This window comes from Solidesulfovibrio alcoholivorans DSM 5433 (assembly GCF_000702665.1).
Lineage (GTDB): Bacteria > Desulfobacterota > Desulfovibrionia > Desulfovibrionales > Desulfovibrionaceae > Solidesulfovibrio > Solidesulfovibrio alcoholivorans.
The window spans coordinates 111742-128126 of record NZ_JNJA01000007.1 but is presented as its reverse complement, the minus strand read 5'-3'; the positions used below and the strand labels follow the sequence as shown (position 1 = coordinate 128126).

Genomic DNA, 16385 nt, shown 5'->3' with positions numbered 1-16385 from the left:
TAGGCCCGCGCCCGGCCGGGGTCCCTTCCGGTCGGGCGCGGCGAGGAGGGTAACTTTTTTATTTCGTTAGTCTGCCCGTTTGGTTTTGATAACCATGTCGGCCAGGCAGGAGAGGGCGTAGCAGGATGCAACCACCATGAAAACAATGAGAATTTTTTGCATGAACATAGGGATAACCTCCGCTTGCCCTATGTTCTTGCATCCTGCGTGCCAGTTTATTCCTTTTTGCGCGGCAGCGGCAGCAGCAGGTTGAGCAGCACGCCGGCCACGCCGGCAAGGCCGATGCCTTCCAGGCGCAGGCCGCCCAGGGAGAACGTCATCCGCCCCATGCCGAACACGATGATGAGCGCCACGATGACCATGTTGCGCGGCTCCATGAGGTCCGCGCCCGCAAGCACCAGGGAATTGAGCCCGACGACCATGATCGCGCCGAAGAGCAGCAGCATGATGCCGCCCATGACCGGCGTGGGGATGCTCTGGAGCAGCGCGCCGAGCTTGCCGACAAAGGCCAGGCACAGGGCGGTGAGCGCCGCCCAGGTCATGAGCGCGGGATTGTAGATCTTGGTCAGGGCCACGGCCCCGGTGACCTCGGCGTAGGTGGTCAGCGGCGGCCCGCCCAGAAACCCCGCCAGCGCCGTGGCCACGCCGTCGCCCAGGAGCGAGCGGTCCACGCCCGGGTTTTCCAGGTAGTTGCGCCCCGTCACCTGGCCGATGGCCAGGATGCCGCCGAAATGCTCGATGATGGGCGCGATGGCCACGGGCACGATGACGACCATGGCGTCTAAGGAAAACGAGGGCGCGGTGAAGGAGGGCACGGCGAACCAGGGCGCGGCGGCCACGGCGGAGAAATCCACCATGCCAAGGCACAGGCTCAGCAGGTAGCCCGCGCCGATGCCGCACAGGATCGGCACCAGGCGCAGCATGCCCCGGCCGTAGATGGCCACGGTGACGGTCACGGCCAGGGAGAAAAAGGACACGAGCATGGCGGTCCGCTCGGGGAAGAGCGCGGCCGCGCCGTCGCCGGTCTTGCCCATGGCCATGGCCACGCCGACCGGGGCGAGGATGAGCCCGATGACCATGATGACCGGGCCGGTGACGATGGTCGGCAGGAGCCTGGTCAGAAACGCCGGTCCGCGCAGATGGATGACGAGCGCCACTGCGGCGTAGACCACGCCGACCGCGGCCAGCGCCCCGGTCGTGGCCGGGATGCCGTAGGTTTTGACGCAGAACATGATGGGCGCGATGAAGGCGAAGGACGAGCCCAGGAAGATCGGGATGCGCCCCTTGGTCAGCAGCTGGTAGAGCAGGGTGCCGCAGCCGGCGCAAAAAAGCGCCACATTGGGGTTGAGGCCCGTTAAAAGCGGCACCAGCACCAGGGCGCCGAAGGCCACGAACAGCATTTGGGCGCCCACGGGAATTTCCCGCGCCCGCAACCGGTAATCGCTTCCCTCCCGGGGAGTCGCCGCCATGGAGTCCCTCCTTGCAAAGCCTCGCTTGCGGCCCCGCCGGGACGATTCCCGGCGGGGCCGCAAGCCCGCGCAAGGCTCCTACAGCAAGAACCAGCAGGCGGCCAGTCCCGTGAGGGACATCACGATGGTGTAGGGCAGGGCCAGACGTACCATCTGGCCGTAGGACAGGCGGATCAGCGGGGCCAGCGCCGAGGTCAGCAGGAACAGGAAGGCGGCCTGGCCGTTGGGCGTGGCCACGCTCGGGATGTTGGTGCCGGTGTTGATGGCCACGGCCAGGCGGTCGAACTGCGCCATGGCCTCGGTGACCTTGGGCAGGGCCGCGGCCGGCAGGCCGGCCAGGACGTCGGCCCGGGAGAGCTTGGCGTCGGTGAGCTTGGCCAGAAGGTCGGCCCCGTCCATGCCGAGATCCGGCATGGACGCGAAGAGCTTCACGAAATGGGCCTTGGTTTCGGTGATGTAGACCGTGGCGACGAACACGTTGTCGCTGATCATTGAGAGCAGGCCGTTGGCCAGGTAATAGGCGGCGGTCTGGTCCTTGCCGGAAAGCGAGAGCACGAACCCGGTGATGGGGGCGAACAGGTGCTGGTCGTGGATGACGGCGACGATGGCGAAAAAGACCACGAGCAGGGCGGTGAAGGGCAGGGCCTCGGTGAAGGCGTTGCCGATCTGGTGCTCTTCGGTCTTGCCGCAAAGGGCCGTGAGCAAAATGATGATGGAGAGGCCGATGATGCCGACCTCGGCCAGATGCAGGGCCAGGGCCACGACGAGGTAGACGGCGGCCACGGCCTGGACGATGAGCGCGGCCTTGGTCCGCTTGGTCATCTCGGCCTGGCGCTTGGCGTCGTTGGCGGCCAGCACTTCGCGCACGGCGGGGGGCAGGGCGTGGCCGTAGCCGTACAGCCCGAAGCGTTCGACCACGACGGTCGTGAGCAGCCCGAGGACCAGGACCGGCATGGAGACCGGGGCGACCTTGAGGAAGAATTCCCCGAAATGCCAGCCCATCTCGTGGGCCACGAGCAGGTTCTGCGGTTCGCCGACCAGCGTGCACACGCCGCCAAGGGCCGTGCCCACCGCGCCGTGCATCATGAGGTTGCGCAAGAATCCGCGGAATTCCTTGAGGTCCTTGCGGCAGTCGTCCGTGAGGGCGGTTTCGTCGCCCAGGCGGCATTTCCCGGACGAGACGTAGCGGTGGTAGACTTCGTAAAAGCCGTAGGCCACGGCGATGATGACCGCAGTCACGGTCAGGGCGTCGAGGAAGGCGGACAAAAACGCCCCGGCGAAGCAAAAGAGCAGGGACAGCGCGATCTTGGAGCGCACTTTCATGAGGATCTTCGTGAAGGTGTATTGCAGCATGTCCTTCATGAAATAGATGCCGGCGACCATGAAGATCAGCAGCAAAATGACCGGAAAGTTGTGCTCGGCCTCGGCATAGAGGGTTTCGGGGCTGGTCATGCCGAGCAGCACCGCCTCCAGGGCGAGCAGGCCGCCGGCCGGCAGGGGATAGCAGGACAGGGCCATGGCCAGGGTGAAGATGAATTCGGCAATGAGCGCCCAGCCCGTGACGAAGGGGCCGGCCAGGGTCAGCAGCAGCGGATTGGCGACGAGAAAGGCGGCGATGGTCAGTTTGTACCAGTCGGGCGAAGCGCCGAGCAGGTTGGCGAGAAACGCCCGGGGCAGGGTCCTTGGCATGGGGGTGCGCTCCTTTGGGCGCGACGCCGGAAACGCGCCGCGCGAGATGGGTCTTGGGCCGTTGCGGCAATCGCCTTACAATAAAGTAAGCGAGGTTGCAGGCCAAGACCCGGGGGCGCGCCGGCCAGGACTCGTCGCGCCCCCGCCGAAAGGCGCGGTGGCGGTTTTCGAGGCCGACAGGCTGTTGCAGTTATAATTATAGTCAGGAAATTTAATCAGGTCGTTGCCTTGCGTGTCCATCCCCGCGCGCAACAGAACAGCCCTTTTCGGGAGGTCCAGGAGGGGGTGCCCCCCTCCTGGCCGCCGGAGGCATCTCTTATCCTTTCCCCTCTCCCTCTCTCGCCTCACCCTCTCGTCACCACGTCAGCGTCAGCCCTCCCGGGACGACGTCCAAACGCGCGCCCTGGGCGGCGGCGAGTTCGCGCAGCGGGTCGTCGTCGCCCAGGGCGGCGTCGGCGGCCATGCCGGAGATGGTGAGCGTCGGGCCGTCCGGGGCGTCCGACGCTGCGGCGGTGACGGCCTTGGCCGCGTCCGGGGTGTCCATGGCCCGTTCCAGGCACAGTGCGACGAGGCGGACGAGAGCGAAGGCGCCGCCCGGGGCCAGGGCGTCGCTGCCGGGCGTCGCGCTGAGGGCCACCTGGCGCATGGCGGCGCGGCGCTGGCAGAGGGAAACGGCCAGGCAGGCGGCCTCGCCCAGGGGCAGGGGGCGGGGGGCGGGATCGGCGGTATGGGCGAAGCGGCTCACGTCCGTGAGGATGGCGTCGCCGCGGCAGACCTGCTTTTGCAGGCAGGCGGCCACGGCGGCGAGGCGGTCGGGGTCGAGCGGCATGCCCCGGGCGGCCATGCAGGACAGGTCGCCGAGCAGCCCGGCCTGTTCGTTGATGACGGCCAGGACGTTTTTGAGCTCGTGGGACATGGCGGCGCAGACGCCGCCGAAAAAGGCCAGGGCATCGGAACCGGGCATGGCGGCCTCCCTTGGGTGCAATGCGTTCCTTTTTCGTGGGCGAGGCGTCTAGCCGCGTCCGGCGGCCAGGGCCGTTTCCACCGCGGCGATGAGCGCCTCGATGCGCACGGGTTTGACCAGGTAGCCGGCGGCTTCGGCCGAGCCGGCCCGGAAATCCTCCTCGGAGCCGTGGCCGGTCATGAAGATGAAGCGCATGCCCGGGCGCAGGCGCTGGAGCTTCTTTTTGAGGTCCAGGCCGCTTAAGCCCGGCATCTTCATGTCGAGCACGGCCAGGTCGTAGGCGCTGGCGCGGACCTTGTCCGCGGCCGCGTCGCCGTCCGTGGCGTAGTCGGCCTCGATGCCGCGCAGGGACAGGCGTTCGGCCAGGGCTGAAACCAGTTCCGCTTCGTCATCCACGAGCAACAGGCGCACCGTCGACTCCTTTGGCCAGGGGGAAGGTCACGGTAAAGGTGGAACCGTGGCCGAGCTCGCTTTCCACGCCGAGCGTGCCGCCGAGTTCCTGGACCAGCCCGTAGGTGATGGACAGGCCCAGTCCCGTGCCCCCTTTCTTTTTTTTGGTGGAAAAAAACGGTTCGAAGATCCGTTTGACATCCGCGGCCGGGATGCCGCAGCCGTTGTCGGACACGGACACGGCCACGTGCTGCGCGTCCGGCGAGAACACGCGCACGCGCAGGCTGCCGCCGTCGTCCATGGCCTGGAAGGCGTTGTTGACGAGGTTGAGCAGGATCTGTTGCAGCTTGCCCCGGTCGGACTCGATGTCCGGCACGGCCGGGTCGGCCGCGACCTCCACGGCGATGCGGCGGTATTCCGCCTCCTTGGTGAGGAAGCTTAAGACTTCCTCGGCGATCTTGCACAGGTTGACGGCCTCGACGTGCACTTCCAGGTGGCGGGCGAAGGAGAGCAGGCGCTTGGTGATGGTGCCGGCGCGCTCCACCGAAGCCAGGATGGAGTCCACGAGCCCGGAGATGCGCTCCGTGGGGGGCGGCTCCTTGGAGAAGCGGATGAGGTCCTGCATGAGCCCGGCCTTCTCGTTGATGATGGCCAGGGGGTTGTTGATCTCGTGGGCCACGCCCGCGGCCAGGCGGCCGATGGAGGCCATGCGGTTGGTGTGCTCCATCTGGTGCATGGTCTTGGCCCGGGTCTGGTCGGCGTGGAAGATCTTCTCCACCATGTAGGTGGCCACGCCAAGGATGACCACGAGGATGACCAGGATGCTCGCGCCGAGGAAGCCGAGGAGGTTGACGCGCATGGCGTACCAGGGGCGCATGAGCTCGGCTTGCCGCTTGACCACCATGAGGACCAGCGGCGTGCGTTCGATGGAGGCGTAGCCGACGATGAGCCCTCCGTCGTCGGGGATCTCGCGGACTTCGGTGCGGTCGGCGTCTTCCGGCACGGGGATGTCCAGGTGTTCGAACACCGAACCGTGGGAGCGGGACACGGTCTGGAGGATGCCGTCGCGGTTGACGAGGAAGGCGTCGCCGCCGCCGGAGAGGTCGAGGCCGGCCAGGATGTCGTTGATGCGCTGGGTGTCGACCGAGGCGCGCAGCACGAAGGCCCCGCCGTCCGGGTTTTCGCCGCGCACGGCGATGATCATGTGGGGCACGTTGCGAAAGCCCAGGAACACGTCGCTGATGTAGGAGCCCGAGGCCATGGTCTTCTTGAACCATTCCTGGGAGGAATAGTCGATGCCGAGCAGGTCGTAGGGACCGTCGTAGGCGCTCTGGCGGCCCGTGGCGTCGATGACGCCGAGGTCCATGAAGCCGCCGAAGGCGGCCTTGAGGTCGGCCAGGAGCGCGCCCAGGCGGCCCTTGATGGCGAGCTGGCGCGCGGACTCCTCACGCGCGGCGAAATTGAGCGCGGCCAGGCGCTCGTCGAGGAAATAGGACAGGGTGCGCCGCGTGTTGGACGTGGTGATGGTGGTGCGGTGGAGGTTCTCCTGGGTGACGGCCTGTTTGGTGACATTGAAGTCGATGACCGTCATGATGCAAAGGGGCGTGAGCGTCACGGCGGCGAGCAGCAGCACGGACAGCCGCCAGACGCGCCTGTAGTTGAACAGGCTGCGGTACGGTTCGCCGTCGGCGGCGCCGTTCCAGAATTCCGGTCGCAGGCGATCCATAATCCCCATGGCGGCAGTCCTTGTGGCCGGCCGGAGAGCGGCCGCCGGAACCGGGCATCCGGCGGCCGCCAGGGCGTCGTTGCGTTTCTCGCGCGGCGGCGCGGCCTCTTGCGCGCCGCGCCGTGCCGTCTCGCTTCCCCTCGGACGTCAGGCCGTGGCCTTGCGGGCGCGGACCTTCTCGTTGGCCCGCTTGAGGGTGTCGCTCAGCTTTTCGATATCCACGGGCTTTTGCAGGTAGGCGAACGCGCCCAGGCGCATGCACTCTTCCTGGTCCGCCTCGGAGCCGTGGCCGGTGAGGATGATGACCTCGACGTCGGGGCGTTCGGCCTTGGTGCGCTTGAGCACCTCCAGGCCGTCGATGCCCGGCATCTTGAGGTCGAGCACCATGACTTCGGGCTCGTCGTCGGCCATCATGCGCAGGGCGGATTCGCCGTCGAAGACCGCGTGGGAGCCGACCTCGCGCATGGACAGACGCTCGGAGAGGGTCTGCACGAATTCGCGCTCGTCGTCCACGAGCAGGACCTTGGTCGGCATCTCGAAATCGGCGCGGCGGTAGATGTCGGTCTGGTAGTAGCCCTTGCCCACCTTGGTGACCACGTCGGAGACGCCTTCGATCTTGCCGACGATGCCGCGCAATTCGTTTTCCAGGCGGTCGAGGAGCAGCACCTTTTTGTTGATGGTCAGGAAGACCACGCCGTCCTTGGCGGAAACGCCGACGTCGTGGCCCTTGCCCGTGACCACGGTCTCGACCCGGGCGGCCAGGAGGAAGTCGCGGACGCAGGCTTTCGAGGCGTCGGTGACGCGCACGGCGGGGTCGGCCAAGTGTTTGGCGATGAGCACGCCCGCCTCGTCCACGCCGGTCTTGTCCATGGGCACGACCATGTCGTAGAGCGAGGGCGCCCAGGGGTCCTTGGAGCCGGCCGCGAGCGCCGTCCACAGGGAGGCGTCCTCGTCGGCGCGCTCCAGGGCGCGCTGGGCGTCGCGGTCGGCGAGCCCCGCCTCCTCTGTGGCCGCGGCGCGGCGGAAGGCGGCGTCGGCGATCAGGCACACGCGCAGCACGTGGGCGATTTCGCGCGGGGGGAGCAGGGCGCAATAGCCGGCGAGGAGCATGCGCTCCTCCTCGGCGAGCCGGGTCGCCAGGGCCAGGCGCAGCCAGGCCACGGCGCGCTGCTTCTCGTGGGTGAACTTGTTAAATACCGAGGTCTTGGCGGAGAAGGCCTTGCCGATTTTGTCCGGGCCGAGCCCGGAGAGCTTGCCGGCCAGATCGGTAAGGTCGGCGTCGCGGACCACAGGCAGTCCCGTGGTCGTTTCCAGGGCCGCGATGACGGCGGCTTCCTTGCAAAAAGCGCCGCTAAACAGGGAGATGACGGACATGGATCGCTCCTTGTGATCGTGCTTACGCGCCGGGCAGGCGACAGACGCTGGTCAGGGGGCAGCTTTCCCCCGGGTTATGCCAGGAGTCCTTATGCACGGCGCAAAGCGCCTGGCCCAGATCCGGATAGAGATGGTCCTCGCCGATATGCTCCAGAAGGTGGGTCCGCTTCATGACGTCCATGACGGATTCCTTCACGCCGCAAAGGGAGATGTCAAGGCCGGCGCTGCGCACGCGGTCCACGAGCAGGGACAGCGCTTCCTCGCCCGAGGCGTCCATGTCGTTGATGCCGTCGGCGGCCAGGATGATGTGCTTGAGCTTTTTGCCGGTCTGCATGCGCTCGGTGATCTGGTCTTCGAGGAAGCTCGCGTTGGCGAAGAAAAGCGTGCCGTCGAAGCGCACCACGGCCACGAACGGACACTCGGCGAGCTTGAAGACCGAGGCGTCGCGGTAGGCGCTGTCCTCGGTGAGCGACAGCGAGGCCACGCGCGGACGCATGCTCTTGTACAGGAACACCAGCAGCGAAAGCGTCACGCCGATCATGATGCCCTTGTCCAGGTGCGGGGCGAAGGCCAGCGTGGCGATGAAGGTGATGATGGAGATGGCCCCGTCGTACCACTGCGCCTTCCAGGCGTGGATGAAGCCCGTGGCGTTTAAGAGTCCGATGACCGCCATCATGATGACCGCGGCGAGCACGCTTTGCGGCAGGTTGTAGAGCAGCGGCGTGAAGAAGAACAGGGCGATGACCACGGTGGCGCTGGTGAACACCGAGGAAAAACCGGTGACCGCGCCGGCCTGCAGGTTGACGGCGGAGCGGGAGAACGAGCCCGAGGCCGGGTAGCTCTTGCCCACCGCGCCCAGGATGTTGGCCAGGCCCTGGCCGATGAGTTCCTGGTTGGGATCCAGGCGCTGGCCGGTCTTGGCGGCCATGGCCTTGGCGATGGAGATGGCTTCCATGAAGCCCAGCAGCGAGATGATGGCCGCGAAGGGCAGAAGCCGGAGCATGGCCTTGATGTCGAGCGTGGGGATGGTAAACGCCGGCAGGCCCGAGGGCACGACGCCGACGACCTGGCCGCCGCCGATCAGCAGCAGCTTGTCGGTCTTGAGCGGGTTGTTGCCCACGCGCATGATCCAGGTGCGGCCGTCGGTCTTGGCGTCGGCCGGCACCGCGCTTTTTTCATAAAAGGCCAGGCTGCCGTCGGCCCCGGTCACGCCCGTGAGCAGATAGGCGCGCAGCTTGGCCCGGTAGAGGCCGGCTTCCCGTTTGGCTGCGTTTTTATCCAGGTCGAGCAGGGCCAGGTCGTGTTCCACGGCCAGGATGGCCGAGGGGTCGCCCGAAGCCTTGGCCGCGTCCTCGCGGGGAGTCAGGGCCGCGCGCTTGGACGCGATTTCCGGCAGGGCCGCCGCCGCCTTGTTGAAGGCTTCGACGTCGGCCGCGACCTGGGGCGAGCGGATGGCGGCAAGGTTCACGGTGGCGTTGTGCTCGAAGCCGATGGCCCAGGAGACGAGCGTGGTGAGCACGACCGCCACGAGCACGTTGGGAATGCGGGGGTTGAGCTTCTTGAGCCCGAACATGATGGCGAAGGCCGCCGCGCCCATGATGAAGGTCGGCCAGTGCGTGTGATGCCAGGCCGCGGCCACGACGCGCGCGATGGTTTCGTAGTAGTGTTCGGCGTCGTCCACGGACACGCCGAACATCTTGGACAGCTGGGAGGAGGCGATGATCAGCGCGCCGGCGTTGGTGAAGCCGTTGACCACGGGGTGGGACAGGAAGTTGACCACGAGCCCCAGGCGCAGGACGCCGAGCAGGAACTGGAAGACGCCGACGAGCAGCGCGAGCAGGATGGCGTAGGCGATGTAGCCCTCCGACCCGGCCGTGGCCAGGGGGGCCAGCGACGCCGAGGTCATGAGCGACACCACGGCCACGGGGCCGGTTGCGAGCTGCCTGCTCGAACCGAACAGCGCGGCCACCAGCGGCGGCAGAAACGACGCGTACAGGCCGTAGTACGGCGGCATGCCGGCCAACTGGGCGTAGGCCATGGATTGGGGGATGAGCACGAGGGCCACGGTCAGGCCGGCGATGGCGTCGGCGCGCAGCTTGGCCATGTCGTAGCCCGAAAACCAGCCGAGGAAGGGGAAGATTCGTAGCAGCATCAGCGACTCCCGTCACATGGTTTGGCCAGCATCCTGCGGCAGGATGCGATCAGCTCGTCGTAGAGCGCCCCGGCGTCGTAGAGGTTGCAGGTTTTCAGGCGCAACAGGCCGTCCACCATGGCGAACAGGATCATGGCCGTCTCCCGGGGCGGAAACGCGCCCATGGATCCGTCCGCCTGGCCGGCCCGGACCACCCGCTCGAAGATGTCGGTCAGGCAGCTGTAGATGGCCGCCAGGTGGGACCGGCATTCGGGGTTGTCCTCGGCCAGCTGGTGCGGGAACTGTCGCTGGAGCAGGGTGAACTCGTGCTCCATGACGCCTGCCAGGTGAAAATAATGCGCGACCGCCTCTTCCATCATCTCCAGGCCCGAGGCGAACGTGCGCCCGGTGAAGGCTGCGTCGTACTCGGTGAGGATCTGCGTCTTGGCGTGCTCGAGGATGGCGATGAGCAGGCCTTCCTTGCTCTTGAAGTGATAAAAGATCGTGCCTTCGGCCGTTCCGGTGACCTTGCAGATGTCCTGCATGGTGGTCTCCTGGAACCCCTTGTGGGCGAAGAGCACGGTGGCGGCGTAGCGTATGGCTTCTTTTCGCGTCATGTGAAGTCCCGCACAAATCGACTGAGTACTCAGTCGGTTTTTCTTTAGGCCCGGCCCGCGTCCCTGTCAAGAAGCCGGGGCGGATTTGTGACGGGATGGCACAACGATGACGCAACATGCCGTGAAGCAAGGGTAAAATCTCCTCCATGGGGGGGGCGGCCTGGCGCGGTGCGCCCCCCCGGCAGGACCGCGCCCGGTGTTTCGCCCCCGCAAACGGGGCAGGAGCGACGCGTTGACGCCGCCATCCGATTTTTCTACCTTCTTCGTAGGGATGCCATCCCCGTGCGGCGGCCGTCAGCCGCACACCTGCCAGCCAGGAGGCCGCGGTCATGAAGCTCACCACGCGAAGCCGCTACGGAACCCGGATGATCCTCGACATGGCCCTGCACGGGCAGGACGGCCCCGTGCGCATCAAGGATATCGCCGAACGCCAGGGCGTGTCCGTCAAATACTTGGAAAAACTCGTGCGCGAGCTCAAGCAGGCCGGGTTCGTGCGCAGCCGCCGCGGGCCGCGCGGCGGCCACGAGCTGGCCATGCCCCTGGAGGCGGTCACGGTGGGGGACATCGTGCGCACGCTCGAGGGCGAGCTGTCGCTGGTCGAGTGCGATGCCGATTCTGGCCGCACCTGCCCGCGCCTGGCCGACTGCCTCACGCGCGAGGTCTGGGCCGAGGCCTCCCGGGCCATGCACAAGGCCCTGGACGCCATCTCCCTGGCCGACCTCGTGGCCCGGGCCGGCACGCCCCCCCGCAAGGGCAATGGCGGATGTTCGTGAATTGTGCTTGAACGCCGCCCGCGTTTTGCCCTACTGTACGCAAGGTTTGGTATAAACGCATGCGTAAGGGCGGGGCATGGCGGACACGGAGAGCACAAGGGAACGCAAACGCGTTCTGATCGCCGAGGCCGACCTGGCTGCGGCCGACCAGTTGCGCGCGCTGCTCACGAACCAGGGCTACCAGCCGCTGGGACCGGCCGCGGATGCGCTGACGGCCATGGACATGGTCGCCAGGCTCGCCCCGGACATCGCCATCATCGACCTGTCGCCGCCCGACGCCGTCACCGGCCTGGACCTGGGGCGCGCCGTGGCCGCCCGAAGTATCCCCGTCATCTTCACCACCTCCAAGCGGGAACTCGGCGTCATGTTCCGGGCGGCCCAGGCCAAGCCCTGCGGGTTGCTGCTCAAACCCGTGGAGCAGCATCTGCTGGCCGTGGCCCTGGAAACGGCCCAGCGGCTGCAGGTCGAGGAGACGCTCACCCGGCGCTACCAGGAACTGACCGAAAGCGAACGGCGTTTCCGGGCCGTGTTCGAACAGGCCGGGGTCGGAGTCACCAGGCAGACGCCCGAAGGCCGGTTCCTCGAGGTCAACGAGCGCTTCGCCCGCATGGTGGGGCGCAAGCCCATGGAACTCGTGGGCCGCTCGTTTTCAGAGATCACCCATCCCGACGACCGCGAGGACCAGGACGGGGCGCTCGGAGAACTGCTCGCCGGCAACCAGGACTCCGTGGCCCGGGAGAAGCGTTACGTGCGCCCGGACGCTACGGTGGTCTGGTGCCGCCTCAACCTCACGGCCGTGCGCGACGCCTCGGGCAAGGTCGAGTGCCTGCTGGCCATCGCCGAGGACATCACCGACCGCCGCCGGGCCGAAGTGGAGCTCGTCAACCAGCTTTCCTTCCAGCGCAGTCTCATGGACGCCGCCGTCAACCCGATCTACGTCCAGGACCCGCAGGGCCATTACGTGAGCCTCAACCGGGCGTTCGAGACCTTTCTCGGCGTGTCCGTCCAGGGTGCCCTGGGGCTCACGGCGCGGGAGATCTTTTCCGAGGAGACCGGGGAGCTGCTGGCCGACAAGGACCGGGAGATCCTGGAGTCGGGCGGGGTGCAGCGCTTCGAAGTGGCCCTGGAGGACGCGTCGGGCCGGGAGCGCCACCTGGTTTTCCACCGCGCCCGTTTCGACGACGCCGACGGCAGGCCGCAGGGCATCGTGGGCGTGGCCACGGATATGACCGACAGCAAGCTCGTGGAAAAGGCCCTGCGCGACGAACAGGACGTGCTGCGGCGCATTCTCGCGGGCATCCGGGCCGGCATCTTCGTCATCGAGCCGAGGACCATGCGCATCAAGGACGTCAACCCCGTGGCCGAGGAGTTGTGCGGCCGCTCGCGGGACGATCTCATCGGCCGCACCTGCAAGGAGATCGGCTGGCGTTATCCCGACGGCCGGGAGTTTTCGAACTGTATCCTGGCCGAGCGCAACATGGTCAACGAGGAGATGCGCCTGATGCGTTCGGACGGGCGCATCGTGCCCATCATCAAGACCGTGATCTCGGCCAAACGGCGCGGCGAACTGCTCCTGTTCGAGATCGTCTTCGACATAAGCGACCGCAAGGCCCTGGAGCGCCAGTTGGCGATCGCACAGAAGCTCGAATCCGTGGGCGAACTGGCCGCCGGCATCGCCCACGAGATCAACACACCCACCCAGTACATCGGCGACAACCTGCATTTTCTCACCACCGCCTTCGCCGGGCTGCGGGAGGCCCTGGCCGGCGTCGAGGCCGTGGCCAGGCGGCTGGCCGCGGCGACCGGCGACGCGCGGGCCCTGGCGGACATCGACGCGGCCCGGGCCGGCGCGGACGTGGATTTCCTGCTGGCGGAGGCCCCGAACGCCCTGGAGCAGTCCGTGGAAGGCGTGGGCCGGGTCACGGCCATCGTCTCGGCCATGAAGAAGTTCTCCCACCCCGGCGGCGAGGAGAAGACCGCCGTGGACGTCAACGCCGCCGTGGAAAACACCGTCATCGTGGCGAAAAACGAATGGAAGTACGTGGCCGACGTGGACCTTGCGCTCGACCGGACCCTGCCGCCGGTCCTGTGCCTGCCCGGGGACTTCAACCAGGTCATCCTCAATATCCTCGTCAACGCCGCCCACGCCGTGGGCGAAAAGGTCAAGGGCACCACGGACAAGGGGCGCATCACCATTCGCACCGAAGCCGACGGCGATTTCCTCAAGCTCTCCGTGACCGACACCGGCATGGGCATCAGCGAGGCGAACCGGCCCAAGATCTTCGACCCCTTTTTCACCACCAAAGAGGTGGGCAAGGGCACGGGACAGGGGTTGGCCATCACCCACAACATCGTGGTGGCCAAGCACGGCGGCTCCATCGATTTCGAGAGCGAGCCGGGCAAGGGAACCACGTTCATCGTGCGCGTGCCTTTCGGCGACGGCGACGGCCGCGCGACGCCCATCGGAGAAATGTCGTGAAGACCCGCATTCTTTTCGTCGACGACGAGCCCAACGTGCTTTCGGCCCTGCGGCGCATGTTCCACGACATGCGCGGCGAGTGGGAGATGGCCTTCGCCACGGACGGCCCGTCGGGGCTGGCCATGATCGCGGAGCAGCCCTTCGACGTGGTCGTTGCGGATATGCGCATGCCGGGCATGGACGGGGCCACGTTCCTGCGCGAGGCGCAGACTGCCAACCCCGGGGCCATCCGCATCGTGCTTTCGGGCCACTCCGACCGGGACATGGTGTTGCAGACCGTGCGCCCGGCCCACCAGTTCCTGCCCAAACCCTGCCAGCCGGCGGAACTCAAGGCGGTCATCGCCCGGGGGCTCGCGCTGCGCGAGGTGTTCCTGGACGAGCGGGTGAAAAACGTGGTGGCCAAGCTCGACCGGCTGCCCACGGTGCCGCGCCTCTACGCGGCCCTGCTTGACGCCCTGTCCCGGGAGGAACCGTCCATGCGCGAGGTGGCCGGGCTCGTCGCCCAGGACGTGGGCATGTCCGCCGGCATCTTGAAGCTCGTCAATTCGGCCTTTTTCGGCCTGCGCACCCACGTCGCCAGCCCCGTGCACGCGGTCAACCTCCTGGGACTCGAGATCGTCAAGGCGCTGGTGCTCGGCATCGGGCTCTTCGACCGCTTCGACAAGGAATCCTTCCGGGATTTCGACCTGGAGAAGCTGTGGGGCCACAGCTTCGGCACGGGCCGGCTGGCGCGGGAGATCGCCGAGGTCGAGGGCGCGGCCTCGGCCGTGCGGGAGCACTGCTACATCGCCGGGCTGCTCCACGATGTCGGCAAGCTTGTCATGGCCACCAACTTTCCCGGAGCCTACCGGGAAGTCATCACCGCCTGCCAGGAAGGGGCGGGCACGATCCTCGAGATGGAACAGCGCGTCTTCGGCGCGTCCCACGCCGAGGTCGGGGCCTATCTGCTCGGGTTGTGGGGCGTGGAGGACGCCGTCGTGCGCGCGGTCTACCTGCACCACGAACCCGGCCGCGACCGCCATGCGGGTTTCTCGCCGCTTCTGGCCGTGCATGTGGCCAACCGGCTCGAGCACGAACTCGTGGTCATCCACCGGGGCTATGCCATCAATTCCCTGGACGAGCTGTACCTGGCCGCATCCGGGTTGTCGGACCGGCTGCCGGCCTGGCGCGAGGCCTGCGCCGCGGTCGTGGACCGCGGCGCGGACACGCAGGAGGCATAGCGCCGCGCCGCGGGCGCTGTGCCCGTTTTCCGAAAACCGCCTTGCGTTTACGGCGAAACCCCGCGAGGTGCCCCATGGAACTGTCCGTGACCCGGGAAGGCGCGTGTCTGGTGGTCGGCGTGCTCGCCGCGGAAGTGGACCATACGGTGAGCGAGGAATTCAAGGACGCGGTGCTTATGCGCTACGAGGCCGCCAACGCTCGGGAACTGATTCTCGACCTCGGCCGGGTGACGTTTCTCGACAGCAAGGCCATCGGGGCGATGGTGAGCATGCGCAAGGCGGTGGTCGGCCGGGGCGGCCGGCTCGGCGTGTGCAACCTGCATCCCCATGTGGAGAAAATCATCCGCGTGGTGACGCTCGGCACCCTCTTCGAGGCGTTCCCCGACCGGGAAGCGGCCGTGGCGCGGCTGTGCGGCTGACCGCGCTTCCCGGCGCTACAGCCGGCGCAGCGCGGTCATGGCCAGGTCGTCGTGGAGCGTGCCCTTGCAAAAGGGCAGGGCCGCCTCGATGACCTCGCCGATGAGGTCCTTGGGCGAACGGTCCGGCCGCAGCAGGGCGCGCAGGCGCGCGTCGCCGAAAAATTCGCCCGCGGGCGAGCGCAATTCCGTCAGGCCGTCGGTGTAGTGGAACAGCGTCTCCCCGGGCCGAAACGGCACCACCGTCCCGGTCCATTCGAACTCCGGGATGATGCCGAGCGCCGGGCCGGTGGACACGATTTCCCGAAGGCGCTGCTCCCCGATGACGAAGGCCGGGACATGCCCGGCCGAAACCGCCTCCAGCACGGGCGTGGCGCGGTCGATGCGGCACAGGATCATGGTCACGAACATGTCCAGGTCGCCGCCTTCGAGCAGGTCGCACAACAGCCTGTTGAGCCGCGACACGATCTTGGCCGGGGAAAGCCTCGCCGCCTTGAGCGACAGAAAAAGCCCCTTGCACACGGCCATGAGCATGGCCGCCGAGGCCCCGTGGCCGGAGATGTCGGCCATGAGCATGTACACGCCCGAGCCGTCGTCCCAGGCTTCGTAGAAATCCCCGCCGACCTGCTCCTGGGCCTGGTACACCGCGGCCGATGCGAACCCCTCGAAGTCCAGGTCCTTGGGCAAAAGCTGGCGCTGCACGCAGCCGGCCAGGTAGCGTTCCCGGGAAAACAGGGCGTTTTGGTTGCGCAGTTCGCGGCCGAGCAGGGAGAGCTTGAGGTGCAGCGCCAGCCGGGCCGCCAGTTCCCCGGGGTGGTAGGGCTTGGACACGAAATCGTTGGCCCCGGCCGCCAGCGCCTCGGCCCATTTGCGCCGGTCGGGTTCGGCCGAAAGCAGCACGATGGGCACGTCGCCAAACCCGGGCAGCTCCCGGATGCGCCGCGTGGCCTCGATGCCGTCGGTGCCCGGCATCATGAGGTCGAGCAGGATCAGGTCAGGGCGCACCTGCGGCGCGAGGGCCACGGCCTCGGCCCCGTTTTCCGCCTCCACCACCTCGTAGCCGAAGGTCCCGGTCACGTGCCGTTTGAGCAGCTCGCGAAACAGGGGGTTGTCGTCGGCGATGAGCACGCAGGGCAT

13 protein-coding genes are annotated in these 16385 nt (G+C 67.3%); 4 read left to right on the top strand and 9 right to left on the bottom strand.

Annotated elements, in window-relative coordinates; translation table 11 throughout:
* Positions 1-215 precede the first annotated feature (215 nt).
* The 8 genes from Q368_RS0113695 to Q368_RS0113660 form a co-directional block, all read right to left on the bottom strand.
* On the bottom strand, positions 216-1469 hold the full coding sequence (locus Q368_RS0113695; protein ID WP_029459623.1) for a uracil-xanthine permease family protein: 1254 nt from the start codon (positions 1467-1469) through the stop codon (positions 216-218).
* 78 nt (positions 1470-1547) lie between these two features.
* The gene (gene nhaB / locus Q368_RS0113690; RefSeq protein WP_029459622.1) at positions 1548-3158 is read right to left on the bottom strand and encodes a sodium/proton antiporter NhaB; all 1611 of its coding nucleotides are present in this window, start codon (positions 3156-3158) and stop codon (positions 1548-1550) included.
* A gap of 355 nt (positions 3159-3513) precedes the next feature.
* A complete protein-coding gene (locus Q368_RS0113685; RefSeq protein ID WP_029459621.1) occupies positions 3514-4122 on the bottom strand; it encodes a sensor histidine kinase in 609 nt (202 codons plus the stop codon).
* Positions 4123-4170: 48 nt separating this feature from the next.
* The gene (locus Q368_RS0113680) at positions 4171-4533 is read right to left on the bottom strand and encodes a response regulator (RefSeq protein ID WP_029459620.1); all 363 of its coding nucleotides are present in this window, start codon (positions 4531-4533) and stop codon (positions 4171-4173) included.
* Complete coding sequence (locus tag Q368_RS0113675; RefSeq protein ID WP_029459619.1) at positions 4511-6247, bottom strand: sensor histidine kinase; 1737 nt, start codon at positions 6245-6247, stop codon at positions 4511-4513. The genes Q368_RS0113680 and Q368_RS0113675 overlap by 23 nt, the downstream gene beginning before the upstream one ends.
* A gap of 138 nt (positions 6248-6385) precedes the next feature.
* The gene (locus Q368_RS0113670; RefSeq protein WP_029459618.1) at positions 6386-7612 is read right to left on the bottom strand and encodes a response regulator; all 1227 of its coding nucleotides are present in this window, start codon (positions 7610-7612) and stop codon (positions 6386-6388) included.
* Between the two features lie 22 nt (positions 7613-7634).
* Positions 7635-9764, bottom strand: a complete 2130-nt coding sequence (locus Q368_RS0113665) for a SulP family inorganic anion transporter (RefSeq protein WP_029459617.1) — start codon at positions 9762-9764, stop codon at positions 7635-7637.
* Positions 9764-10360: a TetR/AcrR family transcriptional regulator gene (locus Q368_RS0113660; protein ID WP_029459616.1), complete on the bottom strand. Its 597-nt coding sequence runs from the start codon at positions 10358-10360 to the stop codon at positions 9764-9766. The genes Q368_RS0113665 and Q368_RS0113660 overlap by 1 nt, the downstream gene beginning before the upstream one ends.
* 329 nt (positions 10361-10689) lie before the next feature.
* Here Q368_RS0113660 and Q368_RS0113655 point away from each other — a divergent pair, with 329 nt between their 5' ends.
* The 4 genes from Q368_RS0113655 (at position 10690) to Q368_RS0113640 (ending at position 15251) form a co-directional block, all read left to right on the top strand.
* Positions 10690-11133, top strand: coding sequence for an RrF2 family transcriptional regulator (locus Q368_RS0113655; protein WP_029459615.1), 444 nt, complete (start codon positions 10690-10692; stop codon positions 11131-11133).
* Between the two features lie 76 nt (positions 11134-11209).
* The gene (locus tag Q368_RS0113650) at positions 11210-13612 is read left to right on the top strand and encodes a PAS domain S-box protein (RefSeq protein ID WP_029459614.1); all 2403 of its coding nucleotides are present in this window, start codon (positions 11210-11212) and stop codon (positions 13610-13612) included.
* Entirely contained in the window at positions 13609-14832 is a 1224-nt protein-coding gene (locus Q368_RS0113645) for a response regulator (protein ID WP_029459613.1), read from the top strand. The genes Q368_RS0113650 and Q368_RS0113645 overlap by 4 nt, the downstream gene beginning before the upstream one ends.
* Before the next feature lie 74 nt (positions 14833-14906).
* Positions 14907-15251 (top strand): STAS domain-containing protein, encoded by a 345-nt coding sequence (locus Q368_RS0113640; protein WP_029459612.1) that lies wholly within the window; start codon positions 14907-14909, stop codon positions 15249-15251.
* 15 nt (positions 15252-15266) lie between these two features.
* On the opposite strand, the gene Q368_RS0113635 is transcribed toward Q368_RS0113640, so the two are convergent.
* Positions 15267-16385, bottom strand: a complete 1119-nt coding sequence (locus tag Q368_RS0113635) for a PP2C family protein-serine/threonine phosphatase (RefSeq protein WP_029459611.1) — start codon at positions 16383-16385, stop codon at positions 15267-15269.

What these genes read in the sequence shown, in the direction of transcription:
- Q368_RS0113695 (WP_029459623.1), bottom strand. Translation starts at nt 1,469, where the DNA reads ATGGCGGCGACTCCCCGGGAGGGAAGCGATTACCGGTTGCGGGCGCGG.
- nhaB (WP_029459622.1), bottom strand. Translation starts at nt 3,158, where the DNA reads ATGCCAAGGACCCTGCCCCGGGCGTTTCTCGCCAACCTGCTCGGCGCT.
- Q368_RS0113685 (WP_029459621.1), bottom strand. Translation starts at nt 4,122, where the DNA reads ATGCCCGGTTCCGATGCCCTGGCCTTTTTCGGCGGCGTCTGCGCCGCC.
- Q368_RS0113675 (WP_029459619.1), bottom strand. Translation starts at nt 6,247, where the DNA reads ATGGGGATTATGGATCGCCTGCGACCGGAATTCTGGAACGGCGCCGCC.
- Q368_RS0113670 (WP_029459618.1), bottom strand. Translation starts at nt 7,612, where the DNA reads ATGTCCGTCATCTCCCTGTTTAGCGGCGCTTTTTGCAAGGAAGCCGCC.
- Q368_RS0113665 (WP_029459617.1), bottom strand. Translation starts at nt 9,764, where the DNA reads ATGCTGCTACGAATCTTCCCCTTCCTCGGCTGGTTTTCGGGCTACGAC.
- Q368_RS0113660 (WP_029459616.1), bottom strand. Translation starts at nt 10,360, where the DNA reads ATGACGCGAAAAGAAGCCATACGCTACGCCGCCACCGTGCTCTTCGCC.
- Q368_RS0113655 (WP_029459615.1), top strand. Translation starts at nt 10,690, where the DNA reads ATGAAGCTCACCACGCGAAGCCGCTACGGAACCCGGATGATCCTCGAC.
- Q368_RS0113650 (WP_029459614.1), top strand. Translation starts at nt 11,210, where the DNA reads ATGGCGGACACGGAGAGCACAAGGGAACGCAAACGCGTTCTGATCGCC.
- Q368_RS0113640 (WP_029459612.1), top strand. Translation starts at nt 14,907, where the DNA reads ATGGAACTGTCCGTGACCCGGGAAGGCGCGTGTCTGGTGGTCGGCGTG.
- Q368_RS0113635 (WP_029459611.1), bottom strand. Translation starts at nt 16,385, where the DNA reads ATGCCCTGCGTGCTCATCGCCGACGACAACCCCCTGTTTCGCGAGCTG.